The following is a 23,585-nucleotide window of genomic DNA, read 5'->3' as shown; positions in this document are numbered from 1 at the left end:
TGAGGCTCAGCCTTCGTAAGCGTTGAGGGGCGGGCAGGAGCACACGAGGTTACGGTCGCCGCGGGCGCCGTCGATGCGACGCACCGGGGGCCAGTACTTGTTCTTGCGCGAAACACCCGCCGGGTACACGGCCAGCTCGCGGTCGTAGGCCTTGTCCCACTCGCCGACCAGCGTCTCGGCGGTGTGCGGGGCGCCCCGCAGCGGCGACTCCTCCGCGGTCCACTTGCCGGAAGCGACCTCGTCGATCTCGGCGCGGATGGCGATCATCGCGGCGATGAACCGGTCGATCTCGCCCAGGTCCTCGGACTCGGTCGGCTCGACCATCAGCGTGCCCGCGACCGGGAACGACATGGTCGGCGCGTGGAAGCCGTAGTCGATGAGCCGCTTGGCGACGTCGTCGACCGTCACGCCGGTCTCCTTGGTGAGCTGCCGCAGGTCGAGGATGCACTCGTGGGCGACCAGGCCGTCCTGGCCGGTGTAGAGCACCGGGTAGTGCGGCGCGAGGCGCGAGGCGACGTAGTTCGCGGCCAGCACGGCGACCTTCGTCGCGGCGGTCAGGCCGGGCGCGCCCATCATCCGGACGTACGCCCAGGAGATCGGCAGGATCGACGCCGAGCCGTACGGCGCGCCGCTGATCGGGCCGACGCCGGTCTCCGGGCCGGCCGCCTCCAGCAGCGGGTGGTTCGGCAGGTACGGCGCGAGGTGCGCGCGCACCGCGACCGGGCCGACGCCGGGGCCGCCGCCACCGTGCGGGATGCAGAACGTCTTGTGCAGGTTCAGGTGCGAGACGTCGCCGCCGAACTCGCCCGGCTTGGCCAGTCCCAGCAGGGCGTTGAGGTTCGCGCCGTCGACGTACACCTGGCCGCCGCCGTCGTGGACGATCTTGGCCAGCTCGTCGATGTCGTGCTCGTACACGCCGTGCGTGGACGGGTAGGTGACCATGATCGCGGCGAGGGTGCCGCGGTGGGCGTCCACCTTGGCGCGCAGGTCGGCCAGGTCGACGTTGCCCTCGTCGGTGCACTTGACGACGACCACGCGCATCCCGGCGAGCACCGCGGACGCGGCGTTGGTGCCGTGCGCGCTCGAAGGGATCAGGCAGACGTCGCGGGCCTCGTCGCCGTTCGCGCGGTGGTACGCGCGGATCGCGAGGAGCCCGGCCAGCTCGCCCTGGCTGCCCGCGTTCGGCTGCAGCGACACCTTGTCGTAGCCGGTGACCTCGGCCAGCCAGCCGGCCAGCTGCTCGACCAGCGTGTGGTACCCGGCGGCGTCCTCGGCCGGCGCGAACGGGTGGATGCCGGCGAACTCGCGCCAGCTGATCGGCTCCATCTCGGTGGTGGCGTTGAGCTTCATCGTGCAGGAGCCGAGCGGGATCATGCCGCGGTCGAGCGCGTAGTCCAGGTCGGACAGCTTGCGCAGGTAGCGCAGCATCGCCGTCTCGGAGCGGTGGGTGCCGAAGACCTCGTGGCCCATGAAGCCGCTCTCGCGGGCCAGGCCGTTCGGCAGCGCGACACCGTCCTGGACGTCTTCCTCGACGCCGAACGCGCGAAGGACCTTCGCGGCGATCGCCGGGGTGCTGACCTCGTCGAACGCGACGCGGACGTGGTCGGCGTCGACGTGCCCGAGGTTGATGCCCGCCTCGCGGGCGGCCGCGTGGACCTCGGCGGCCTGGCCCGGGACGTGCGCGACGACGGTGTCGAAGAACGACTCGTGCACGACCTCGACGCCGGTCTTGCGGAGCGCGGCCGCGAAGCCCGCGGCGAGGCCGTGGACGCGCTGGGCGATCCGCTTGAGGCCGTCCGGGCCGTGGTAGACCGCGTACATCGCGGCCAGCACGGCCGGGAGGACCTGCGCGGTGCAGATGTTGGACGTCGCCTTCTCGCGGCGGATGTGCTGCTCACGGGTCTGCAGGGCGAGGCGGTAGGCGTTGTTGCCGTCGGCGTCGACCGAGACGCCGACCAGGCGCCCGGGCAGCGAGCGCTCGAGCCCGGCGCGGACGGACATGTACCCGGCGTGCGGGCCGCCGTAGCCGAGCGGGACGCCGAAGCGCTGGGTCGAACCCGCGGCGACGTCGGCGCCGAACTCGCCGGGCGCGGTGATCAGGGTGAGCGCGAGGAGGTCGGCGGCGACGGTGAACAGCGCGCCCGCGGCCTTCGCCGACTCGGAAATCGCGTGGTAGAAGCCGCGGCCGCGCAGCACGCCGGACGCGCCCGGGTACTGGACGACGACGCCGAAGAACTCGTCCGGCAGGCCGGTCAGCAGGTCGCGGACCTCGACCTCGATGCCGAGGGCCTCGACGCGGGTGCGCACGACGGCGATGGTCTGCGGCAGGCACTCGGCGTCCAGGACGACCTTGTTCGACTTCGACTTCGACGCGCGGCGCATCAGCGTGACGGCTTCGGCGACGGCGGTCGACTCGTCCAGCAGCGAGGCGTTCGCGGTGGCCAGGCCGGTCAGGTCGGCGACCATCGTCTGGAAGTTGAGGAGCGCTTCGAGCCGGCCCTGGGAGATTTCCGGCTGGTAGGGCGTGTACGCGGTGTACCAGGCCGGGTTCTCGAGGACGTTGCGGCGGATCACGCCGGGCGTCACGGTGTCGGAGTAGCCGAGGCCGATCATCTGCGTCATCGGCCGGTTGCGCGCGGCGAGGGCGCGCAGCTCCGCGGTGGCGTCCTCTTCGGACGCGGCGGGCGGGAGCGTGAGTTCGCGGGTCGCGCGGATGGCGCTGGGGACGGCGGCGCCGACGAGGGCGTCCAGGCTGCTGTAGCCGCATTCGGCCAGCATCTTCGCGCGCTCGGCCTCGGACGGGCCGATGTGGCGGGCGTCGAACTGCGTTGAAGTGATCGGGAGCTCCTCGGGCCGGGCACACAACGGTGCGCTGGGAACTCCCCCTCTGTCATGGCACCTGAGAGTTTCACCGTGGGAGACACGGCTTTCACCTTGGGTGAGGCGCGGGTGCGCCTGCTTTCCAGAGTGGCCTCGCGCGAAGCGGTAGCGGTTACCTGAGAGATTCCGGGGAGTTTGCTCCTTCGGTGCCCCACCACGTTCGTGAGGGCTCTCCCGCCTCGGCTCGACGGCCCGATCTGCAGTTGTGGCGGTTACGGTACCTGCCGGTTCCGGCGGGCGTCTACTCAACCTGGCCAACGCCACAGTGATCCTCGACCGGCACTCGACGACGTGAATGACTCATTCCTGTCGTCCGGTGACATGAATGAGTCATTCACGTCGTTTCGGCGACCCGGCGGACCACCTGACCGGCCAGCGCGGGCGGCCGCCGGACCCGGCCCGAGGGCAGGACCAGGCGTTTCAGCGGCCCGCCGAGCGGCACCGGCGGGTGGCCGGCACCCAGCAGCACCTGCTCCACGATCTGCTCCGCGTGCCACGCCACCGCGTCGTTGAGCCGGTCCAGGGACGGCCGGTCGCCGTCGAAGACGTCCTCGTCGGCCAGGGTCACCTCGTAGTGCGCGCAGCCCGGCGGCACCGAGATCGCCGCCTCGATCGCGCGGGCGCCGTCGAGCGGGTCGGTGAACCCGGCTTCGAGCAGCGCCGACCGGTAGATACGCGCCGCCCGCGCCCGCATCCGCGGCCCGTAGCGGACGACCACCGGGAGGCGCCCGGTCAGGTCCGGCACCGCGAGGCCGTGCAGCAGCATGATCGGCGGCACCGAGTGCACCAGCCGCGGCGCGGGTTCGGCCAGCTCGCGGGCGGTGATCCGGACGCGGTCGGCCATAGCGTCCGGGAGGCCGGAGTAGCGGAAGTCGACGTTGCCGAACCCGAGGCCGTCGGCGATCAGCGACGCCAGCAGCTCGCCGTACCCCCAGATCGGCGACAGCACCACGACCGGCGGCGCGGCGACCACCGGCGACGGCGCGGGCGGGCGCGTCGCCTCCTGCTCCGGCACCTGGATGACCAGCCGCGGCGGCTCGTGCCAGTCGTGCACCTCGGCGACCCGCCAGTAGAGCCCGAGCGGCCGCCACAGCTCGCCGAGGACGTCGTGCTCGAGGATCCGGCGCGCCTCGGCGTCGTCGTACGGGAAGTCCCGCGGCGGCACGACCCCGACGTAGTGGTGGTAGGTGACGCGGACCTCGTCGCCGCGGGTGGCCGAGCGGATCCGCATCTCCCAGTCGATCGGCGACGCCGCGATGGCGTTCGCCACCTGCGTGCCGGGCGAGGAGTAGACGAGCGCGGTGGCCTGCCGGAGGAACTGCCCGGCCTGGTCGATGCCCTCCCGCAGCGCCTTCGCCGCCTGCGCGACGTGCACCGGCGACGCGAGCGAGTCGGGCAGGACCCCGGCGACGCGCAGCAGCTCGGCCTCGCCGAGGCCGGTGACCTCGGCGAGCTGGGCCCAGTGGTCGAAGACGGTCACCTTCGGCGCGTGCCGGTGTTCGATCCAGCTGCGCAGCGTCGACGTCGGAACGCCGATCCGGCGGGCGGCCTCGTCGAGCGAGAGCCCCCTCGCGCGGATGCCCGTCCGGACCGCTTCCGCCCACTCGTCGGCGCGCCAGTGCGTCACCTCACAAAGCTAACGAAACCCGCTAGCTTTGTGCAGGGACAAATCGCCCACGGCCGCCCGACGCTGGTCACCATGACCACCACCGTCATCGCCCTGACGCTCATCGTCGGCGTCGTGACCTTCGCCGCCGGCGCCTTCCTCGCCTCCGAGATCGCCGTCCGCGTGCTGCGCCGCCGCGAAAAGCTCGTCTCCGAAGAGCGCAAGAAGCTCAACGCCGCCTGGAACTACCTGCGGGAGGTCTACGGTGTCAAGAAACCGACGCGCCGTTAGAGCGGGGTGACGTACGCGCCGGAGATGCCGCCGTCGACCAGGAACTGCGACGCCGTGATGAAGCTGGCGTCGTCGCTGGCCAGGAAGGCCACCGCGGCCGCGATCTCCTCGGGCTCGGCGAACCGGCCGACCGGCACGTGCACCAGGCGACGCGCCGCGCGTTCCGGGTCCTTCGCGAACAGCTCCTTCAGCAGCGGCGTGTTCACCGGCCCCGGGCAGAGCGCGTTGACGCGGATGTTCTCCCGCGCGAACTGGACGCCCAGCTCGCGGCTCATCGCCAGCACGCCGCCCTTGGACGCGGTGTAGGAGATCTGCGACGTCGCCGCGCCCATCACCGCCACGAACGACGCCGTGTTGATGATGGAGCCCTTGCCCTGGCGCTGCATGTGCGGCAACACGGCCTTGCAGCAGTGGTACACCGACGTCAGATTGACGCGCTGCACCCGCTCCCAGGCGTCGATGCCGGTGGTCAGGATGGAGTCGTCCTCGGGCGGGGAGATGCCGGCGTTGTTGAACGCGACGTCGACCGAGCCGAACTGCTCGACCGTGCTGTGGAACAGGTTCTCGACCTGTTCGGCGTCGGTGACGTCGGTCTGGATGAACGCGCCGCCGACCTCGTCCGCGGCCGCCTTGCCTTCGGCGGGCGTCAGGTCCCCGATGACGACCTTGGCCCCTTCGCTCGCCAGCCGGCGGGCCGAGGCGAGGCCGATGCCGCTCGCGCCGCCGGTGATGACCGCCACGCGGCCTTCGAATCGCTGGACCATCATTCCTCCGTGCTCAGAAAGACGTTCTTGGTTTCGGTGAACGCCGCCGCGGCGTCGGGGCCCAGTTCGCGGCCGAGGCCGGACTGCTTGAACCCGCCGAACGGCGTCCAGTAGCGCACCGAAGAGTGCGAGTTGACCGAGAGGTTGCCGGCTTCGACGCCGCGCGCGACCCGGAACGCGCGGCCGGCGTCGCGGGTCCAGATCGACCCGGACAGGCCGTACTCGGTCGCGTTGGCCATCCGGATCGCGTCGGCCTCTTCGGCGAACGGCACGACGGCGACGACCGGGCCGAACACCTCCTCCGCCACGGCGGGGTGCCGCAGGTCGGGCGGGGTGAGGACGGTCGGCGCGAACCAGTAGCCGGGGCCTTCGGGCGCGCTGCCGCGGAAGGCGACGGGCGCGTCATCCGGCACGTAACTCGCGACCTTCTCGCGGTGCGCGGCCGAGATCAGCGGCCCCATCTCGGTCTTCTCGTCACCGGGGTCGCCGACGACGACGCCGTGCACCGCGGGTTCCAGCAGCTCCATGAAGCGGTCGTACGCGCTCGCCTGCACCAGGATCAGCGACCGCGCGCAGCAGTCCTGGCCCGCGTTGTCGAAGACGCCGTAGGGCGCGGTCGCCGCGGCCTTCTCCAGGTCGGAGTCGGCGAAGACGATGTTCGCGTTCTTGCCGCCCAGCTCCAGCGTCACGCGCTTCACCTGCGCCGCGCAGCCGGCCATGATCTGCTTGCCGACCTCGGTGGAGCCGGTGAAGACGACCTTGCGCACGCCCGGGTGGTCGACGAACCGTTGCCCGACAACGGATCCCTTGCCGGGCAGCACCTGGAAGACGTCCTCGGGGATGCCCGCCTCGCGCGCCAGCTCGGCCAGCCGGAGCGCGGTCAGCGGCGTCAGCTCGGCGGGCTTGAGGACGACGGTGTTCCCGGCGGCGAGCGCGGGCGCGAACCCCCAGCCGGCGATCGGCATCGGGAAGTTCCACGGCACGATCACGCCGACCACGCCCAGCGGCTCCTGGAACGTGACGTTGACGCCGCCCGGCACCGGGATCTGCTTGCCGATCAGGCGTTCCGGCGCGGCGGAGTAGTAGTTGAGGACATCGCGGACGTTGCCCGCTTCCCAGCGCGCGTTGCCGATGGTGTGCCCGGAGTTCTCGACCTCCAGCCGCGCGAGGTGCTCGATGTCGGCCTCGACGGCGTCGGCGAAGCGGCGCAGGAGCCGCCCGCGGTCGCCGGGGGTGACGTCGCGCCAGGCCGGGAACGCCGCCTGCGCGCGGGCGATCGCCGCGTCGGTCTCTTCGGCGCTGGTCAGCGGGACGGTCCGGACCACCTGCTCGGTGGCGGGGTTGAGGACGTCGAACGTCGTCATCGCCTCTCCTTGCTCGCTTCGACGAGGGCCCGGAACAGCCGGACGTCGTCGGTGTCCTGCTCGGGGTGCCACTGGACGCCCAGGGTGAACTCACCCGGGATCTCGGCGGCTTCGATCGTGCCGTCGGCGGCCCAGCCGACCGGTTCCAGACCGGCGCCGAGGCGGTCGATGGCCTGGTGGTGGTAGCAGAGCGTCTTGGTCTCCGCGCCCAGGATCGCGGCCGCGCGGCTGCCTTCGGCCAGCGTGACGGTGCCGCGGCCGAACGTCGCGGGCGCGGGCTGGTGCTCGGTGGACGCCGTCGCTTCCGGCAGGTGCTGGGTGAGGGTGCCGCCGAGGGCGACACTCATCACCTGCAGGCCGCGGCACACGCCGAGCACCGGTTTGCCCTGGTGCCGGGCCGCTTCGAAGAGGCCGAACTCGAAGGCGTCCCGGTTGGGCCGGGTGTAGGTCGTCGGGTGCTGCTCCTGGCCGTAGCGCGCGGGTTCGACGTCGGCGCCGCCGGTCAGCACCAGTGCGTCCACTGTGGACACGAGCTTTTCGTGCGCGTCGGACACCGGCGGCAGCAGGACCGGGATGCCGCCGGCGGCGACGACGCAGTCGACGTAGACGCGGTGCAGCAGCGCGGCTTCGGTTTCCCAGACCAGGAATTTCGCCGGTTCGAGGTAGCTGGTGAGGCCGATGACGGGCCTAGAGTCGTTCGAAGCCACGGACGAGCTCCCAGTCGGTGACGGCGGCGTTGTAGGCGTCGACCTCGATCTTCGCCGCGTTCAGGTAATGCTCGACGACGTCGTCGCCGAACGCGGCGCGGGCGAGTTCGCTTTGGGCGAGTGCCGCGGCGGCCTCGGGCAGCGTGGTCGGCACGGTGCCGCGGTCGGAGTTGTAGGCGTTGCCGGTGAAGGGTTCTTCCAGCTCCAGCTCGTTCTCGATGCCATGCAGGCCGGCGGCGATCAGCGCGGCGACGGCGAGGTAGGGGTTGACGTCCCCGCCCGGCACCCGGTTCTCGACGCGCAGCGATTCGCCGTGCCCGACGACGCGCAGCGCGCAGGTCCGGTTGTCGGTGCCCCAGGCGATCGCGGTCGGCGCGAAGCTGCCGGGCACGAACCGCTTGTAGGAGTTGATGTTCGGCGCGAAGAAGTACGTCAGCTCGTGCAGCGCGGCGAGCTGGCCGGCGAGGAACTGCTCCATGAGCGTCGAGAAGCCGTGTTCGCTGTCGCCGGCGAGCACCGCCCGGCCTTCGGTCGAGCGCAGGCTGATGTGGATGTGGCAGGAGTTGCCCTCGCGCTCGTTGTACTTCGCCATGAAGGTGAGGCTCTTGCCCTCCTGCGCGGCGATCTCCTTGGCGCCGTTCTTGTAGACGCCGTGGTTGTCGCAGGTGGCGAGCGCGTCGGTGTAGCGGAAGGCGATCTCCTGCTGCCCGGGGTTGCACTCCCCCTTGGCGGACTCGGGGTAGAGCCCGGCGCCCGCCATGTCGTTGCGGATGCGGCGCAGCAGCGGCTCGAGGCGCGCGGTGCCGAGCATCGAATAGTCGACGTTGTACTGGTTGGCGGGCTTGAGCCCGTGGTAGCGCTTGTCCCAGGCGGCTTCGTAGGTGTCGTCGAAGACGATGAACTCGAGCTCGGTCCCGACGTAGGCGGCGAGCCCCCGCTCGGCGAGCCGCTCGAGCTGCCGCCGCAGAATCTGCCGCGGCGACACGGCGACCGGACCGCCCTGCACCCGCTCGACGTCGGCGAGCACCAGCGCGGTGCCTTCGTGCCAGGGGATTTCGCGGAGGGTGTCGAGATCGGGGCGCAGCACGAAGTCGCCGTAGCCGCTCTCCCAGGAGGACAGCGCGTAGCCGTCGACGGTGTTCATGTCGACGTCGACGGCGAGGAGGTAGTTGCAGGCCTCGGTGGCGTGCCCGACGACCTCGTCGAGGAAGTACTCCGCCGAGCAGCGCTTGCCCTGCAGCCGCCCCTGCATGTCCGTGAGGGCGACGAGCACGGTGTCGATCGTGCCCGCGTCCACGCGCGCGCGGAGTTCGTCGAGCGTGAGCATGCCTCGCCTGCGTGCCATCGGTCGCCCCAAAGGTTTGATATGAATCCTTTGCCGGTTCTTCCTACCTGGTTAGGTTCGGCGGGTCAACCGGAACAAAGGTATTTTCTTGAGCCATTGGCTTGGCGGATGGCGGGAGGTGTCATGAACGACCCTTTCATGGCGTCCGACGCACTGAACGAGTCGTTCACGACGTCCGGCCGCACCGCCATCCGCGACGCCGCCCGAGGGCACCGGCCACTCACCCGCGCCGACCGAGGCTCGCTCACCGGCCCGCGACGACATGAACGAGTCGTTCAGCTCGCCGGACGACAGGGTCCCGGCAAAGTCGCGCGCCGGCGAGCGGGTGACCGGCCGCGGGCCGGCCGCGTGGTCTGCCAGGCGTCGCGGGGATGTCGTGAAAGGGTCATTCATGTCGTCTGGTGAAGTGAATGACCCTTTCATGACATCGCGGATCGGCCGTGCTGCCCCACTTTGCCGGGGCCATGTCGCTGGACGAGATGAAAGGGTCGTTGATGTCGTCCCGGGCCAGGGTCCGGCGAAGTTGCGGCGGCTCGGCCGGCGACACCGCGGCCCCACCCGGCGCGACTCGGCCGGCTCCCCGGGCCCGCGCCGCAGGCCGGCCGCGGCGGAATGTCCGGGATGACCGGCTGAGAAGAGTCTGTGAATTCGTGCCGGCGGGAGGAAACCGGGATACTCGGACGTTGTACGGGGCAGGAGAGGTGAGATCGATGACCACAGCATTCACGCAGCAGAGCACGATCGGACAGCAGCAGGCGCGGCCCCAGCTGCCGACCCTGCCCACCGGCTGGCCGATCGGTTCGTACGAGTCCTACGAGCAGGCGCAGCGCGCGGTCGACCACCTCGCGGGCGCGGACTTCCCGGTCACCGACGTCACGATCGTGGGCGTCGAGCCGATGCTCGTCGAGCGCATCGCGGGCAAGATGTCGTGGGGCCGGGTGCTCGGCAGCGCGGCGACGTCCGGTGCGATGTTCGGTCTGTTCCTCGGCCTGGTGCTCAGCCTGCTCAACCCGGGCGCGGGCCTGGTCCCGATCGTCCTCGGGCTGGTGGCGGGCCTCGCGTTCAACCTGCTGTTCGGCGCGCTGGGCTACGCGGTGAACCGCAACAAGCGCGGGTTCGTCTCGCAGAGCCAGCTGGTGGCGCGCCGCTACGACGTGCTGTCCCAGCCCCGCAACGCCGAGAAGGGCCGGGCGCTGCTGGCGGACCTCGCGGCGCGGAGCGCTTTCGGCCACTGACCCCCTTCCAACGACCGAAGGCCGCCCCCGGTGTTCCGGAGGCGGCCTTCGTGCCGTCCGGAACTGTCGGTGCCTGCCGGTAGCGTGGAAAACGGGGGCTGCTCAGGTCCCCGAAGACACCGCCGCGTCCGGAACCACCGCGGGATCCGGGGTCCCCGCCGGCCGTCCCGCCCGCAGCAGATCCCCCCACCGGGCCCGGTCGTACTCGGCGGGCGGCGTCCCGGTCAGGAACTCCCGCAGGGTCGCCGCGAACCGCTCGGGGTCCGACCGGTGCGGGAAGTGCCCGGCGCCCTCGAACAGCACCAGCCGGCTGCCCGGCATCGCCCGGTGCGCCCGCAGCGCGTGGCCGCTCGGCACCACGCGGTCCTCGGTCCCCCACACCAGCAGCGTCGGGATTCCCTCGGTCAGGTAGCAGCGGTCCAGCATGTTGACCACCTGCCCGCGCCAGTCGACGACCGAACGCAGCGTCCGCAGGAACGCCGAGCGCGTCTCCGGCTCGGCCAGGCGGAGGTAGCGCGCGACCACGTAGTCGAGGTCCTCGGAGATCCGCAGCAGCTCGGCGAGCCCGCGCAGCACCGGCAACGCCGGCCGGGCACCCAGCAGCGGCAGCACCAGCCCCGCGCCCGGCGCCGCCGCCAGCCGCAGCAGCGGGTGGACGCTCGCCCCGACGCCGCCCGAACCGACCAGCACCAGGCGTTCGCAGCGTTCCGGGAACTGGTAGGCGAACTGCATCGCGACGCCGCCGCCGAGCGAGTGCCCGACCACCGTCACGCGGTCGACGTCGAGGGTCGTCAGCAGGTCACGCATGCCGCACGCGTAGGCGGCAACCGAGTAGTCCGCGCGCGGTTTCGCCGAAAACCCGTGGCCGAGCAGGTCGGGCGCGATGACCGTGTAGTCGTCCGCCAGCGCCGTCAGCAGCTCCAGCCACGTCGACGAGTCGTCGCCGATCCCGTGCAGGAACAGCACCGCGGGTCCGCGCCCGGCCATCCGGTAGGCGCGCTCGTAGCCGTGGACCACCCGGGTCCGCGGGGCGAAGGCGTCCGAGAGCACCTGTCCAGCTCAGCACGCCCGCGTGCCCCCGGCGTTTCCGGCACGTTCGGATCGGGTGAACGCCGGGAGCGGGCCCCGACCCGCGCTCCCGGCGTCCGTTCCCCCCTGTTACTTCGTCGGCGTCGGCGCGGCCGGCGCCGACGAAGAAGTGGTCGACGGCGGGACCGTCACCTTCGGGATGGCCGCGCTGAACGGCACGCCCGCGTCCTCGCGGCAGGCCGAGCGGTACCCGTTGTAGCCGTTGTAGTTGCCCTCGCTGTCGGTGACGCCCTGCTCGATCTTCGGCCGCGGGAACCGGTTGTCCTCGCCGATCTTCTCCTTGGTGCCGCTCGAGCGCTCGCAGCCGTAGCGGGTCAGCGCCAGCGGGCGGCCCTGCTCGTCGTAGAGGTAGACCTCCGCCAGCGGCTTGCCCTCGGCGTCGAACGCGTAGACGTTCTCGACCTCCTGGCCGCCGTAGGTGAGCTGCTCGTTGCCGTACCGGTCGGACGACGAGGGGTAGTACGACGCCGACTGCGACGGGGAGTACCGGTTCGAGATGAGGTCGACCGCGGCGCCGAACCCGCCGAGCGCGCCGCCGATGACGAACGCCGAAACCGGCACGGCCAGCCACAGCAGCCGCCGGTCGCCGCGCACCCGCGGGCCGGCCCAGACGATGCCGGCGCCGGCCACCAGCAGGAACGGCAGCAGCAGCACGGCGCTGCGCTGCCGCATCATCAGCAGGACGCCGAAGGCGAGCAGCACCACGGCGCACAGCACCCACCACGCGGGCTTCATCGAGCCCAGCCAGCGCAGCACCTTCCTGGTGTCGTCCTGCTCGCGCCCCTTCGCCAGCGTGGTCCGCACCCAGCCGACCTCCGGCAGCGCCAGCACCGGCTCGACCCCGCCGCGCAGCAGCAGCGCGAGGCTGATCAGGAACACCGGTAGGAACAGCAGCATCCCCAGGAGCACGTCGGGGTCGACGCTGATCGCGGCGCCGAACGCCAGCAGCGCGAGCCCGATCGCGCAGAGCACCAGGCCCCACAACGCGATCCGCGGCTTCGCCAGGCTCGGCGCGGTCACCGTCGTGATCACCTGCGTCGCGCCCTCCCCCGCCGGCGGGTAGCCGCCGGACGCGCGCAGCTCGGCGGCGTAGCTCTCGGGCGTCCCGAGCCGTTCGATGAGGGCCTCGACGCGGGCGCTCTCCCCGAGTTCGGCCTCCAGTTCCGCCAGATGCGGGCGGACGTCCTCGAGGATCTCTTCGATCTCGCTCGCGGGCAGGTCGGCGAGCGCGGTGCGGACCCGCGCCAGATACACCCGCACGGCGGTCGGCTTCTCGCTCATGCTGCCTCTCCCAAAAGCACGTTCATCGTCAGTGCGAAGCTCTGCCAGGTCTTGCCCGACTCCGCGAGCCGCGCCCGGCCCGGCTCGTTCAGGCTGTAGTACTTGCGGTGCGGTCCCTCTTCACTGGGCACCACGTACGAAGTGAGCAGGCCGGCCTTGTACAGCCTGCGCAGCGTCCCGTACACCGACGCGTCCCCCACCTCGTCGAGGCCCGCTGTCCTGAGTCTTCGCAGGACGTCGTACCCGTAGCCGTCTTCGTCGCGGAGCACCGCGAGGACGGCCAGATCGAGCACCCCTTTGAGCAGCTGACTGATCTCCACTGCACCCCTCCAGTCTTACGCTTGGGAAGGTACCACGCATTGCGCAGTAGTGCGCACGGCGGAGGGCCGAACGGGCGCGTCGGCTACCTTCAGGCTCCCGTGTCGACGGGCCGCTCGAAGAAGGATTCGAGGACGACGATGGTCTGCGTGCCGGTGACGCCGTCGATCGCGAAGAGCCGGCGCAACGACGCCTGGAGCTCCTCGGTCGTCGCCGTGCGCACCTTGACCAGCAGCGACGCCGGCCCGGCGATGACGTGCGCCTCGACCACCTCGGGCAGTGCCTCGAGGGCTTCGCGCACCGGCCGGTCGCCCATCCAGGCGTTCGCGTCGACGAGGACGAACGCCGCGACGCCGCGCCCGACGGCGACCGGGTCGACGTCCACGGTGGTCCGCCGGATCACGTCCTGCTCGCGGAGCTTGCGCACGCGCTCGTGGGCCGCCCCGGCCGAGAGCCCGACGGCCTTGCCGAGCGCCGCGTACGCCTGCGTCGCGTCTCGCTGCAGTTCCGCGAGCAGTACGCGATCTACATCATCCATGACTTGACCATATCAAGTTCGGCCCGACATGCTTGGCACAGAATCTCATTAGGGGTGACAGATGGATCTGATCAAGACCGAGTTCGAGGTGCTGGACGAGCGGTTCAAGCGCGTCAACGGCGACGAGTGGACGCAGCGCCTGCACACCGGCTGCCGCTGGACCGAGGGCCCGGCGTACTTCCCGGCCGGCCGCTACCTGGTGTTCAGCGACATCCCGAACGACCGCACCCTGCGCTGGGACGAAACGACCGGCCAGGTCGGCGTCTTCCGGCAGCCGTCGAACTACGCGAACGGGCACACCGTCGACCGCCGCGGCCGGCTGGTCAGCTGCGAACAGGGCCTCCGCCGCGTGACGCGCACGGAGCACGACGGCTCGATCACGGTGCTGGCGTCGGAGTTCGAGGGGAAGCGGCTGAACAGCCCGAACGACGTCGTCGAGCACTCGGACGGCTCAATCTGGTTCACCGACCCGAGTTACGGCATCGACAGCGACTACGAGGGGTACCAGGCGGAGAGCGAGATCGGCGGCTGCCACGTGTACCGCATCGCCCCGTCGGGCGAGGTCCGGATCGTCGCGGACGACTTTTCGCGCCCGAACGGGCTGGCGTTTTCGGCGGACGAGTCGCTGCTGTACATCGCGGACACGCGGCAGGATCCCAGTCACATCAGGGTGTTCGGCGTCGGCCCGGACGGCGCTTTGACGGGCGGCGAGATCTTCGCGACGAGCGACGCCGGCGGCTTCGACGGCGTGCGCGTCGACAACGGCGGCCGGGTCTGGGCGGCCGCGCACGACGGGCTGCACTGCTTCGACCCGGACGGCACGAGGATCGGCAAGCTCCGGATCCCGGAGATCTGCTCGAACCTGACGTTCGGCGGAGCGCGCGGGAACGAGCTGTTCATCACGGCGTCGAGTTCGGTGTACACGCTGAGGGTGACGGTGAGCGGGGCCCGCTACCCCCGCTGACCCGGGCGGCTGGTCAGGCGAGGGTGGCCGCGCGCACTCGGGCCACCACCGCGTCGCGCTGCCAGGCTCGGCTCACCTGGACCAGCCAGGCCGCCTCGGCCGCGACGTCCGCTTCGGCGTCGGACAGGTCGTCCGGGGTGGCCTTCGCCGCGTCGAACCGGCGGCCCGCCCGGCCCGCTTCGATCGCCGCCGCGAGGGTGACCGCCTCGACCGTGGCCGGGAGGTCCGCTTCGCTCACTCCCGCGTCGCGGGCCGCTTTCTCGGCTCGGGCCGGGAGGTCCGGGTCGAAGTGGGCGCGCAGGGCGAGGTGGCCATCGCGGATTTCGATGACCCGGCGGTACAGCGCGAACTCCGGGCCGCCCGCCAGTTCGCGGCCCGGGTCCAGGACGATGCCGGGGACCGCCGCGCGCAGGGCCGTCCACAGTGGCTCGATGCGCCGGTACGCCCGGTAGGCCCTGACCCGGCCGATCACCGACGAAACCGCCGGCGACCACGCGCTGAGCGTCGCGCCCGCCGTCACGAAACCGATCGTCGCCGCGGCGAGGACCGAGGACGGCAGGTCCTCGCGGGCGCCGATGCGGGCCGTCTGGGCGAGGCGGCGGACGTCGTCGACGTCCCAGAACGTCCACGCGAACGCCGCGCCCACGCCGACGACCAGCAGCCACAGCCCGGCGCGCAGCGGTCCCGGCTCCGCGTGCCGCGCGCTGCGGACGAACACCGCGAACAGCAGCCCGAGGCTGATCAGGCTGTAGAGCAGGAACAACACCTTGTCGGCGAGCGCGAACGGCAGCGACGCGGGCGCGAACACGGTGTCGTCGCCGACGCGCCGTGGCTCCGACAGCGTGAAGCAGACCGCGAGCAGCACCATCGTCGCGCCGGTGAAGAGCGCGTGCGGCGCCAGGCGGGCGCCTTCGCCGCGCCACACCGACTGCGTGAAGGCGACGGCGAACCCGATCGCGCCCAGCTTCAGCTCGTCACCCGCCAGGCTGAGGACCCATTCGCCGACCGGGCCCGGGCCGACGAGGGCCGTCATCGCCGGCGTCAGCACCATGATGCCGGTGGCGATGCAGATGCCGAACCCGGCGAGGAACCACATCGTCCGCACCGGCTGGCTGCGGCGCGCCTCGACGAGCTTGTACCCGAAGCCGGCGAAGCCTGCCACGCACAGCAGGTAGGCCAGGGTCTCGATCACGGCGTGCGGCGGCCGGCCCGGCCGAACAGCGAATCGAAGCGCCGCACGCCTTCGGGCACGTCGGCGGCCGGCTCACGACGTCCGCCGGGCCGCACGACGCGCTGCGCGAGCAGGCTCGCGACCAGCTCGGCTTCCTGTTCCTCGACCTCGCTGTAGGTCGTCCGCCCGAGCACCCGCCGCACCAGCTCGGGCGACAGGTGCGGCATCAGCTGACGGCCGGCGGCGGCGTCGATGGCCACGCCGTCGGCACCGGCGTCGGAGCCGACGTGCCCGCACAGCAGGTGCCCGACCTCGTGCAGCAGGATGTGCCGCCGGTGCAGCGCGGTCGTGTTGGTCGGGTAGAGGATGTAGTCCGCGCGCTCGGTGCTCATGAGCAGCCCGCAGGGCGCGCCTTCGGGAGCGCTGACGGGCATGAGCTCGATGGGCCGCCCGCGCTCGGCGGCCAGCCCGGCGACGAAAGCGCCGGCATCGAACGGTTCCGGCAGGCTGACGGCATCGGCGACGTGCCGCGCCCGCCGCCACAACGCCCGGCCCGGCCGCCGCAAGGATGGTTGCCGCACTTTCAGGCCTCCTCCACCACGCCCCGCACGAACGGCTCCGGCCGGTTCAACGCGGCGGCCCCCGCGGGGATACGCGACCGGAGCACCTTCGGACGCGCAGGTTCCGTGCCGGGTTCCGCCGGGACGGATCGCACCCCCGGACGGGCCGGTACCCCCGGCGCGACGGTATCCCACGGGCTTGACCCCATGCGCGGGGGCCGGTTCTGGCTCACGAGGACAGTGGCGCTCGAGCAACCCACCGCTCCGAGTGGACGGAGCGGCGCAGAACCCGACGCGGTGAGCCGACAGTGGCAACCCCAAGCCGACCCCGCGAGCGAGCCACTCTCCGACCAGGCCGGCTCAGCGAGCCTGCCGGCGGCCGAACCGCCCTTGCCGGGCGGCACAACGGGCACCGGCACCTCAGCTCTCCTTCTTCGGGGTGACGCGGCCGGCCTCCCTTCGGGCGATCGCGTCGATCATGTCGCTGATCGTGTCGAGGCCGTCGGCTGAGAGGGTGACCGCGCGCAGGGCCAGGTCACGGACTCCCGCGTCGCGCAGCGCGCCCAGCAGGGCCAGCTCTTCGGCGATCTTCTTGCTCTGCTCGTCGTCGAAGAAGTACGCCGGGGGGACGCCGAAGAAGCGGGCGAGGGCTTCGAGGTGGCGCTTGGTCGGGTTGTCGCGGCGGCCGGTGCGCAGCTGCCACAGGTACGTCGTCGAGAAGCTTTCGCCCGTGGCCTCGCGGCAGGCCTTCGCGACCTCTTCGTTGCTGTACGGCTCCCGATCGGGCCTGCGGACCACGTGGAACAGCCGGTCGATCTTGTCGGCCAGCGTCGACTTTCCGGGCTCCTTGACCACGATGCACTCCCTCAGCTGCCAGGCTCATTCATCCTAGCTGACGGGCAAACCCCATTGATCTACGCAAGTTTGACCCGGGGCCGTGGCTGGCACCGTGGGCAGGAGAACGACGACCGGTTCATGAACGGCTCGCGCCGGATCGCCGCGCCGCAGCGGTGGCACGGCAGGCCTTCCTGGCCGTACGCGTCCAGGGACCGGTCGAAGTAGCCGGACTGCCCGTTCACGTTCACGTACAGCGCGTCGAACGACGTCCCGCCCGCGCCCAGCGCCGCGTTCATCACGTCCGAGGCCGCGGACAGCAGCTCGCGGCCCTTCGCCGCCGTCAGCTTCTCCGTCGGACGGGACCAGTGCAGCCGGGCGCGCCACAGGGCTTCGTCCGCGTAGATGTTGCCGATGCCCGACACCAGCGTCTGGTCGAGCAGGGCGCGCTTGACCTCGGTGCGCCGGGTCTTCAGCGCGCGCACCGCCGCGTCGAGGTCGAACGCCGGGTCCATCGGGTCGCGGGCGATGTGCGCGATCGTGTCCGGGAGCAGCACGTCGTTGAGGTCGTCGAGGGCCAGGCCGCCGAACGTGCGCTGGTCGACGAAGCGCAGCTCCGGGCCCTCGTCGTCGAAGCGCAGCCGGACGCGCAGGTGCTTCTCGTCCGGCGTGCCCTCGGGCTGGACGAGCATCTGCCCGCTCATCCCGAGGTGCGCCAGCAGCGCCTCCTTGTCCGACAGTTCGAGCCACAGGTACTTGCCGCGACGCCGCGCCGCCTCGACGCGGGTGCCGCTCAGCCGCCGTGTGAAGTCTTCCGCGCCCAGGGCGTGCCGTCGGATGGCGCGCGGGTGCAGGACCTCCGCCTCGCGGATGGTCCTGCCCGCCACGTGCGCCTGCAGGCCCAGGCGGACGACTTCGACCTCGGGAAGTTCGGGCATGCCGCCATTGTGCCCGGCGGGTACGACAGTTTAAGGAGCAGTGGGTCCGACGTCGGCCTTCGTCAGCGGCACCCGGGTCGTCCCGGACGCGAAGTACTCGTCCGCGCCGACGTCGTACGTGCCGCTCCGGGTCTGCAGGTCGAAGTCCTTCGCGGCGAACGGGTACGAGCCCACGCCCGCGTCGATCGCCGGGCTCCCGGCCGCCAGCCGGTACAGCCCGGCCGCGTCCTTGACCAGCTTCGGGTCGACCGACCGGGACGGGATGCCCGCGGTGCCGCCGAAGGTGATGTTGCCCTCGTACTTCACCGTCGACCCGCTCGGCAGCGTCACCAGCGTGCCGGACGTCCCCTTCACGATGTTGTCCGCGACCACGCAGTCCTTCGGCTTGAAGTCGCCGCCGTCGCCGTCGATCACGCTGTTCGACCCCAGCACCGTGTTGTACGCGACCGTGACGCGGTCGGGGCGGTCGTGCAGCTTGCTCGTCGGCCCGGAGTCGGCCTCGTCGCCGGAGCCGAACACGATCGCGCGGCCGCCGGAGTTCGCGACGTAGTTGCCGACGACCTTGTGGTCGTTGCCGTGGAACCGGATGCCCGAGCCGAACAGCAGGTTGCCCTCGACGAGGCTGCGGTTGCCGTGGCGCAGCACGATGTAGCCCTTGCTGTCGCGGATCGTGTTATACCGCACGACGTTGTCGGACGACTTGACCGAGATGGCCTCGATGTCGCCGTTCGCCTTCTCGAAGAGGTTGTTCTCGATCAGCGCGTTCGCCGAGTACGACTGGCGGTCGCTGAGCCCCAGCCGGATCGACTCGCCGCCGTTCGAGCCGGTGAACTGGTGGTTGTAGAAGTAGTTGTGGTGCACGTGGACGTGCTTCGCCATGGCGCCGGACGGCCCGAGGATCTGCAGGAAGACGCCCTGGGTGGTGCGGTTCTGGAAGACGTTGCGGTCGACCACGGTGTCGTCGCCGCTGACCGTCACCCAGTTGCCGCCGGTCGTGAGCTGGAAGTCGTTGCGGGTCAGGCGGTTGTTCGACGCGCCGGCCGGCACGCTCAGCGCGGCCCCGTTGCGGAACTTGAACCCCCGCAGCACCACGTTCGACACGCCGCTGCCGAAGGCGAACGTCTTCGAGCCGGTGATGGTGGCCTGGCCGGTGTGCTCGGCGGCGACGGTCACCGGCGCGGAAGCCGTGCCGGACCGCTTGATCGAGAGCGTCGAGCTCGCGGCGTACGAGCCGTCGGCGAGGGTGATCGTGTCGCCGGGGTTCGCCTTGTCCAGCGCGGACTGCAGCGCCGAGAGCGAAGTGACCCGGACCGATGCCGCCGTCGCCGACGGTCCGGGGACGACGACGAGCGCCGCGGCGATCAGGGGAACGAAGAAAAGACGCATCCGCCCTACCTCTCAGTGGTTCCTGGCGCGGCGGATGATCATCACGCTACTGAGCGGCGGGCGGAATCGTCAACGGAGGTTCCCGGTGATCAGGACTCCGGTTCGTCCTTCTTCTGTGCTTCGAGTTCGGCGGACAGCGAGCGCCAGGCCGTTTCGGCGGCTTTCTGCTCCGCTTCCTTCTTCGTCGACCCCGAGCCGTCGCCCAGCGGACGCGCAGCGACCAGCACCGTGGCCGTGAACTCCTTGCGGTGGTCCGGCCCGGTGTCCTCGACCTTGTACTCGGGCACGCCGAGACCGGCCGACGCGGTCAGCTCCTGCAGGCTCGTCTTCCAGTCGAGACCGGCCCCGCGCAGCGGGGCTTCGGCGAGCAGGCCGTCGAAGAGGTGGTGCACGAGCTTGCGGGCGATCTCGATGCCGTGCTCGAGGTACGTCGCACCGATCACCGCCTCCAGGCCGTCGGCGAGGATGCTCGCCTTGTCCCGGCCGCCGGTGAGCTCTTCGCCCTTGCCGAGCAGCAGGTGCGCACCGAGCCCGCCCTCACCGAGGCCGCGCGCGACGCGGGCCAGCGCGTGCATGTTGACGACGCTGGCGCGGAGCTTCGCGAGCTGACCTTCGGGCAGGTCGGGATGCGTGTTGTACAGGTGATCGGTGACGACCAGGCCGAGCACGGCGTCACCGAGGAACTCCAGCCGCTCGTTGGGCGGCAGGCCCCCGTTCTCGTACGCGTACGAGCGGTGGGTCAGCGACAGCCCGAGCAGCTCGGGGTCGAGTGTGACCCCGAGCGCTTCGAGCAACGGCGCCGGATCGGCCGGTGGTCCCCCGGGCGTCTTGCCCCCCATGTCGGCTACCCGATCAGGCGGGCTCGACGACCTGGCGGCCGTTGTGCTGGCCGCACGACGGGCACGCGATGTGCTGGAGCTTCGGCTGCTTGCAGGCGCGGTTGGAGCAGGGCACCAGCTGCACCGGAGCCGCCTTCCACTGGCTGCGGCGGGAGCGCGTGTTGGATCGCGACATCTTCCGCTTCGGGACGGCCACGAGTAGATCTCCTTATGACGGTCTGCTCGCGGTGCGAGCGAACTTTCCTCCGGAACGAGCTGGGGCGCTCGTCAGGCTTGCTCAGCTGGGCCCAGGCTTTTCGCCCGCGTTCTCGTCGAAGCGCTCGACCAGTGCGGCCCACCGAGGGTCTATCTTCTCATGCCCGTGTCCGGGCTCGAGATCGGCCCACTTGACACCGCACTCCGTGCACAGCCCGGCGCAGTCTTCGGTGCACAGCGGCGCCAGCGGCAGGGCCAGCACGATCGCGTCGCGGACGATGGGCTCGAGGTCGATCTTGTCGTCGACCAGCCGGGGGATCTCGTCCTCGTCGGTGGTCTCCTCGGTGGCCGACCCCGGGTAGGCGAACAGCTCCTGGACCTCGACCTCGACCTCTTCGGTCAGCGGGTCGAGGCAGCGGGCGCAGGTGCCCTTGGCCGTCGCGGTGGCGGTGCCGCTGACCAGGACGCCTTCGACGACGGACTCGAGCAGCAGGTCGAGCTCGAGCTCGGAGCCCGCCTCGATGGTGATGACGTCGGGGACGCCGAGCGGCGTCTCCACCGGCACGCTGCGCTTGAGGGCGCGGCTGAGGCCGGCGTGACGGCCGAGCTCACGGGTGTCGATCACCCACGGGCTGCGGTCGTCGAGCTGGGGGGTCTTGTTCTCGGACATCCAGTCCAGGGTACGCAGGGTCCGCTACCCCTTTTGAGCTGGGACCTCGCGGGGGCGGCCCGGCCGGAACGACGTGAATGACTCATTCATGTCGTCCGGCGACATGAATGAGTCATTCACTACAGCGGGAGCGGGGTGCGGCGAGCCGGGAGAGGCGTCACACCTGGTAGTCGTACAGCGTGGGACGGCCGCCGCCGCCCGGGAGGTTCGCCGGGGAGCGGAGGTGGTTGCGGCCCGAGTCGACCGTCCGCAGCGTCGTCGCCAGCAGCTCCGAGAACTCCGCCAGCTTGCCGTCCACGTACGCGTCGCAGTCCTGGCGCTGGCGGTCGGCCTCCGCGTGGGCCTCGTCGACGATGCGGGCCGACTCGGCGTGCGCGGCCTGGACGACCTCGGTCTGGGCGACCAGGCGGGACTGCTCGGCGCGGCCGTCCTCGATGGCGCGGTCGTAGGCGTCGCGGCCGGCCTGGATCATGCGCTCGGACTCGGCGCGGGAGCGGTCGGTGAGGTTCTGGTACTCGGCCTGGCCCGCCGCGACCGTGCGGTCGGCCTGGTCGTGGGCGTCGGCGAGCATCTGCTCCGCGCGGGCGCGCGCGTCGGCCAGGATGCGCTCGGCTTCGTCGGTCGCTTCGGCGATGGTCCGCTCGGCCTCGGCGTTCGCGCCCGCGACCGCTTCCCCGGCCTCCTTGCGGGCGGCGTGGATCAGGTCGTCGCGCTTGTCGAGGACGTCCTGGGCGTCGTCGACCTCCGCGGGCAGCGCGTCGCGGACGTCGTCGAGGAGTTCGAGGACGTCGCCGCGGGGCACCACGCAACTGGACGTCATCGGGACGCCGCGCGCCTCCTCGACGATGGTGACGAGCTCGTCGAGCGCCTCGAAAACCCGGTACACGGCAACTCCAATCCCCTGTCGCTGTGACCAGTCTGCCCGCTGCCGGCGCCGAACCGGTGAAGGCGCACGGCGCCGGGCGTGTCCACCCCCGCGGACCCGCCCGGCACCGCGGCGAAGATCAGGAATTCAGGTCGACGCGCTTGAACGTCGCGTAGTGATCGGGGGTGTAGGCCAGCTCGCCCGCCCCGCCCGCGATCACCCGGTCGTTCGTGCCCACCGCGTACAGCTTGTAGTAGCCGGACGCGCAGGCCGGGAGCACGCCTTCGCGGTTCTCGTACGTCGTGCCCGCCGAGGTGCCGTTCCGCACGTTGTCCACGACCGTGCGGGCCGCCGACGAGAGCTGCGAGTAGCCGATGCCGGCCAGCTTCGACAGGTCGCCGCACTTCGCGGGCGTGCTGCCGCCGCCGACGTCGATCACCTGGAAGGTCGCGTAGTGGTCGCCGGTGTAGAAGTACTCGCCGCCCGAGCCGGTCACGATGCGGCGCGTGCCGCGGTTGCTCGAACCCGGGGTCGGCACCGTGTACTCGTGGTAGTAGCCCGACGAACACGACGGCAGGATGCCTTCGCGGTTGGTGAAGACGACGCCGTCGTTCTGCGGGTACGGGAAGGGACCACCCTTCTGGATGAGGTTGTACGTCGTCGTGGCCTCGGCGGGCAGCGACGACAGCGCCGTGTGCGTGAAGCCGGAGAGATCACCGCAGGAGTTCTGCTCCGCGACGGCCGGTGAACTCGTCACCGCTTCGGCGGCGGTGACCCCCATGGACAGCGTGGCCAGGAGCGCTAAGAGAACCGCGACCAGGCAAGATCGGTAGTTGGTCATTTTCGGACCGTAACTCGATCGCGTGATCGTCAGAAGACGGGAACGTGAACTCCGCCACCTCGGGCCGCAAGTCCCGACGAACGTAGGGGGCCGATCGACGGGAACCGGACGTCCCGGGTTGCGAAAGTCCGGTGTGGCGGGTCAGCGCCCGAGCTTCGGGAACTTCTCGGTGAGGCGCTCGTAGACGATCGGCGGCACCAGGTGCTCGATGTCGCCACCGAGCGCGGCGACCTCCTTGACCAGCGAGCTGGACACGAACCCGTACGCCGGGTTGTTCGCCATCAGCAGCGTCTCGACGCCGGTGAGCTCGCGGTTCATCTGCGCCATCTGCAGCTCGTAGTCGAAGTCGCTGACCGAGCGCAGGCCCTTGGCGATCGCCACGATGCCGTTTTCGCGGCAGTAGTCGACCAGCAGGCCTTCCCAGGAATCGACCCGCACGTTGCCGAGCTTCGCGGTGATCTCCCGCAGCATCTCCAGGCGCTCCTCGGTCTCGAAGAGGCCCTTCTTGCTCTTGTTCACCCCCACCGCGACGACGACCTCGTCGAACAGCTGGGCCGCCCGCTCGATGATGTCAAGGTGCCCGTTGGTGGCCGGATCGTAGGAACCGGGACAGACCGCACGCCGCATGGCGCGGACGCTACCGTGCCGGGCCCGGTTTCCGCCGCGTGGCTCACGCCACAGGCGTGTATTCGGCCCAGAAGACCGCCGTGTCCCCGTACTTCTTCGCGCGCGAGGGTTCGAAGCCCGCGGGCCAGTCCGGCTCGCCGTCGCGGGCCGCGCGCTCGACCACGACCAGCGCGCCCTCCCCCAGCCAGCCGCCCGCAGCCAGCGAAGCCAGCACCTTGCCGAGCGCCGCCGCGTGCACGGCGTAGGGCGGATCGGCCAGCACCAGGTCGAACGCCGA

At 71.1% G+C, this 23,585-nt stretch carries 25 protein-coding genes and 1 riboswitch; of the genes, 3 read left to right on the top strand and 22 right to left on the bottom strand.

The features are described 5' to 3' along the window. Positions 1-6: 6 nt before the first annotated feature. Together gcvP and G3I65_RS17840 are read right to left on the bottom strand one after the other, a co-directional pair. Positions 7-2,838: an aminomethyl-transferring glycine dehydrogenase gene (gene gcvP, locus G3I65_RS17845; protein WP_160697118.1), complete on the bottom strand. Its 2,832-nt coding sequence runs from the start codon at positions 2,836-2,838 to the stop codon at positions 7-9. 39 nt (positions 2,839-2,877) lie between these two features. Beyond that, positions 2,878-2,976, bottom strand: a riboswitch (glycine riboswitch). 238 nt (positions 2,977-3,214) lie between these two features. Beyond that, entirely contained in the window at positions 3,215-4,507 is a 1,293-nt protein-coding gene (locus G3I65_RS17840; protein ID WP_160697105.1) for a helix-turn-helix transcriptional regulator, read from the bottom strand. Between the two features lie 72 nt (positions 4,508-4,579). Here G3I65_RS17840 and G3I65_RS17835 point away from each other — a divergent pair, with 72 nt between their 5' ends. Next, entirely contained in the window at positions 4,580-4,777 is a 198-nt protein-coding gene (locus G3I65_RS17835) for a hypothetical protein (protein WP_160697104.1), read from the top strand. Here G3I65_RS17835 and G3I65_RS17830 read toward each other — a convergent pair. The 4 genes from G3I65_RS17830 to G3I65_RS17815 are packed head-to-tail and all read right to left on the bottom strand — an operon-like array spanning position 4,774 to position 8,939. Next, on the bottom strand, positions 4,774-5,541 hold the full coding sequence (locus G3I65_RS17830) for a 3-oxoacyl-ACP reductase (RefSeq protein WP_160697103.1): 768 nt from the start codon (positions 5,539-5,541) through the stop codon (positions 4,774-4,776). The genes G3I65_RS17835 and G3I65_RS17830 overlap by 4 nt on opposite strands. Further along, a complete protein-coding gene (locus tag G3I65_RS17825; RefSeq protein ID WP_160697102.1) occupies positions 5,541-6,905 on the bottom strand; it encodes an aldehyde dehydrogenase in 1,365 nt (454 codons plus the stop codon). The genes G3I65_RS17830 and G3I65_RS17825 overlap by 1 nt, the downstream gene beginning before the upstream one ends. Next, positions 6,902-7,612 (bottom strand): gamma-glutamyl-gamma-aminobutyrate hydrolase family protein, encoded by a 711-nt coding sequence (locus G3I65_RS17820; RefSeq protein WP_160697101.1) that lies wholly within the window; start codon positions 7,610-7,612, stop codon positions 6,902-6,904. Before G3I65_RS17820 ends, G3I65_RS17825 begins: the two co-directional genes overlap by 4 nt. Next, complete coding sequence (locus tag G3I65_RS17815; protein ID WP_160697100.1) at positions 7,593-8,939, bottom strand: glutamine synthetase family protein; 1,347 nt, start codon at positions 8,937-8,939, stop codon at positions 7,593-7,595. Before G3I65_RS17815 ends, G3I65_RS17820 begins: the two co-directional genes overlap by 20 nt. Positions 8,940-9,667: 728 nt before the next feature. Between G3I65_RS17815 and G3I65_RS17810 the strand changes: the two genes are divergently transcribed. Then, positions 9,668-10,192 carry a general stress protein gene (locus tag G3I65_RS17810; protein ID WP_086863332.1) on the top strand — a complete coding sequence of 175 codons (525 nt, stop codon included), beginning with the start codon at positions 9,668-9,670 and terminating at the stop codon, positions 10,190-10,192. A 102-nt stretch (positions 10,193-10,294) separates the two neighbouring features. Here the strand turns inward: G3I65_RS17810 and G3I65_RS17805 are convergent, their stop codons facing one another. The 4 genes from G3I65_RS17805 to G3I65_RS17790 all read right to left on the bottom strand — a co-directional run bounded on the left by G3I65_RS17805 (position 10,295) and on the right by G3I65_RS17790 (position 13,418). After that, on the bottom strand, positions 10,295-11,179 hold the full coding sequence (locus G3I65_RS17805) for an alpha/beta fold hydrolase (protein WP_160697117.1): 885 nt from the start codon (positions 11,177-11,179) through the stop codon (positions 10,295-10,297). 171 nt (positions 11,180-11,350) lie between these two features. Further along, the gene (locus tag G3I65_RS17800) at positions 11,351-12,562 is read right to left on the bottom strand and encodes a hypothetical protein (RefSeq protein ID WP_160697099.1); all 1,212 of its coding nucleotides are present in this window, start codon (positions 12,560-12,562) and stop codon (positions 11,351-11,353) included. Continuing rightward, positions 12,559-12,882, bottom strand: a complete 324-nt coding sequence (locus tag G3I65_RS17795) for a PadR family transcriptional regulator (RefSeq protein ID WP_160697098.1) — start codon at positions 12,880-12,882, stop codon at positions 12,559-12,561. The genes G3I65_RS17800 and G3I65_RS17795 overlap by 4 nt, the downstream gene beginning before the upstream one ends. Before the next feature lie 89 nt (positions 12,883-12,971). After that, positions 12,972-13,418 carry an Lrp/AsnC family transcriptional regulator gene (locus G3I65_RS17790; RefSeq protein WP_160697097.1) on the bottom strand — a complete coding sequence of 149 codons (447 nt, stop codon included), beginning with the start codon at positions 13,416-13,418 and terminating at the stop codon, positions 12,972-12,974. A gap of 61 nt (positions 13,419-13,479) precedes the next feature. Here G3I65_RS17790 and G3I65_RS17785 point away from each other — a divergent pair, with 61 nt between their 5' ends. After that, positions 13,480-14,382 carry an SMP-30/gluconolactonase/LRE family protein gene (locus tag G3I65_RS17785; RefSeq protein ID WP_160697096.1) on the top strand — a complete coding sequence of 301 codons (903 nt, stop codon included), beginning with the start codon at positions 13,480-13,482 and terminating at the stop codon, positions 14,380-14,382. Positions 14,383-14,395: 13 nt separating this feature from the next. On the opposite strand, the gene G3I65_RS17780 is transcribed toward G3I65_RS17785, so the two are convergent. The 12 genes from G3I65_RS17780 to G3I65_RS17725 form a co-directional block, all read right to left on the bottom strand. Further along, on the bottom strand, positions 14,396-15,574 hold the full coding sequence (locus tag G3I65_RS17780; RefSeq protein WP_160697095.1) for an MAB_1171c family putative transporter: 1,179 nt from the start codon (positions 15,572-15,574) through the stop codon (positions 14,396-14,398). Next, positions 15,571-16,119: a hypothetical protein gene (locus G3I65_RS17775; protein ID WP_163046712.1), complete on the bottom strand. Its 549-nt coding sequence runs from the start codon at positions 16,117-16,119 to the stop codon at positions 15,571-15,573. Before G3I65_RS17775 ends, G3I65_RS17780 begins: the two co-directional genes overlap by 4 nt. 414 nt (positions 16,120-16,533) lie before the next feature. Then, positions 16,534-16,968 (bottom strand): helix-turn-helix domain-containing protein, encoded by a 435-nt coding sequence (locus tag G3I65_RS17770; RefSeq protein ID WP_160697094.1) that lies wholly within the window; start codon positions 16,966-16,968, stop codon positions 16,534-16,536. A gap of 59 nt (positions 16,969-17,027) precedes the next feature. Then, positions 17,028-17,885: a bifunctional DNA-formamidopyrimidine glycosylase/DNA-(apurinic or apyrimidinic site) lyase gene (gene mutM, locus G3I65_RS17765; protein WP_160697093.1), complete on the bottom strand. Its 858-nt coding sequence runs from the start codon at positions 17,883-17,885 to the stop codon at positions 17,028-17,030. 30 nt (positions 17,886-17,915) lie between these two features. Beyond that, positions 17,916-19,271, bottom strand: a complete 1,356-nt coding sequence (locus tag G3I65_RS17760) for a polysaccharide lyase 6 family protein (protein ID WP_160697092.1) — start codon at positions 19,269-19,271, stop codon at positions 17,916-17,918. A gap of 89 nt (positions 19,272-19,360) precedes the next feature. After that, entirely contained in the window at positions 19,361-20,110 is a 750-nt protein-coding gene (gene rnc / locus G3I65_RS17755) for a ribonuclease III (protein ID WP_203612418.1), read from the bottom strand. Between the two features lie 13 nt (positions 20,111-20,123). After that, positions 20,124-20,306 carry a 50S ribosomal protein L32 gene (gene rpmF / locus G3I65_RS17750; protein WP_013223689.1) on the bottom strand — a complete coding sequence of 61 codons (183 nt, stop codon included), beginning with the start codon at positions 20,304-20,306 and terminating at the stop codon, positions 20,124-20,126. 81 nt (positions 20,307-20,387) lie between these two features. Further along, complete coding sequence (locus G3I65_RS17745; protein ID WP_163046710.1) at positions 20,388-20,975, bottom strand: DUF177 domain-containing protein; 588 nt, start codon at positions 20,973-20,975, stop codon at positions 20,388-20,390. Between the two features lie 157 nt (positions 20,976-21,132). Continuing rightward, positions 21,133-21,861: a DivIVA domain-containing protein gene (locus G3I65_RS17740; RefSeq protein WP_160697091.1), complete on the bottom strand. Its 729-nt coding sequence runs from the start codon at positions 21,859-21,861 to the stop codon at positions 21,133-21,135. A 118-nt stretch (positions 21,862-21,979) separates the two neighbouring features. Beyond that, complete coding sequence (locus G3I65_RS17735; protein ID WP_160697090.1) at positions 21,980-22,681, bottom strand: ribonuclease domain-containing protein; 702 nt, start codon at positions 22,679-22,681, stop codon at positions 21,980-21,982. Between the two features lie 141 nt (positions 22,682-22,822). Continuing rightward, positions 22,823-23,308: a pantetheine-phosphate adenylyltransferase gene (gene coaD, locus G3I65_RS17730; protein WP_160697089.1), complete on the bottom strand. Its 486-nt coding sequence runs from the start codon at positions 23,306-23,308 to the stop codon at positions 22,823-22,825. A 43-nt stretch (positions 23,309-23,351) separates the two neighbouring features. Beyond that, positions 23,352-23,585 (bottom strand): RsmD family RNA methyltransferase (locus tag G3I65_RS17725; protein ID WP_203612417.1); only part of this gene is annotated, 234 nt, incomplete at its 5' end.

It is taken from the genome of Amycolatopsis sp. SID8362 (assembly GCF_010550475.1).
Lineage (GTDB): Bacteria > Actinomycetota > Actinomycetes > Mycobacteriales > Pseudonocardiaceae > Amycolatopsis > Amycolatopsis eburnea.
Note: the sequence above shows the minus strand (reverse complement) of the source record. Positions and strands in the feature narration are given on the sequence as shown.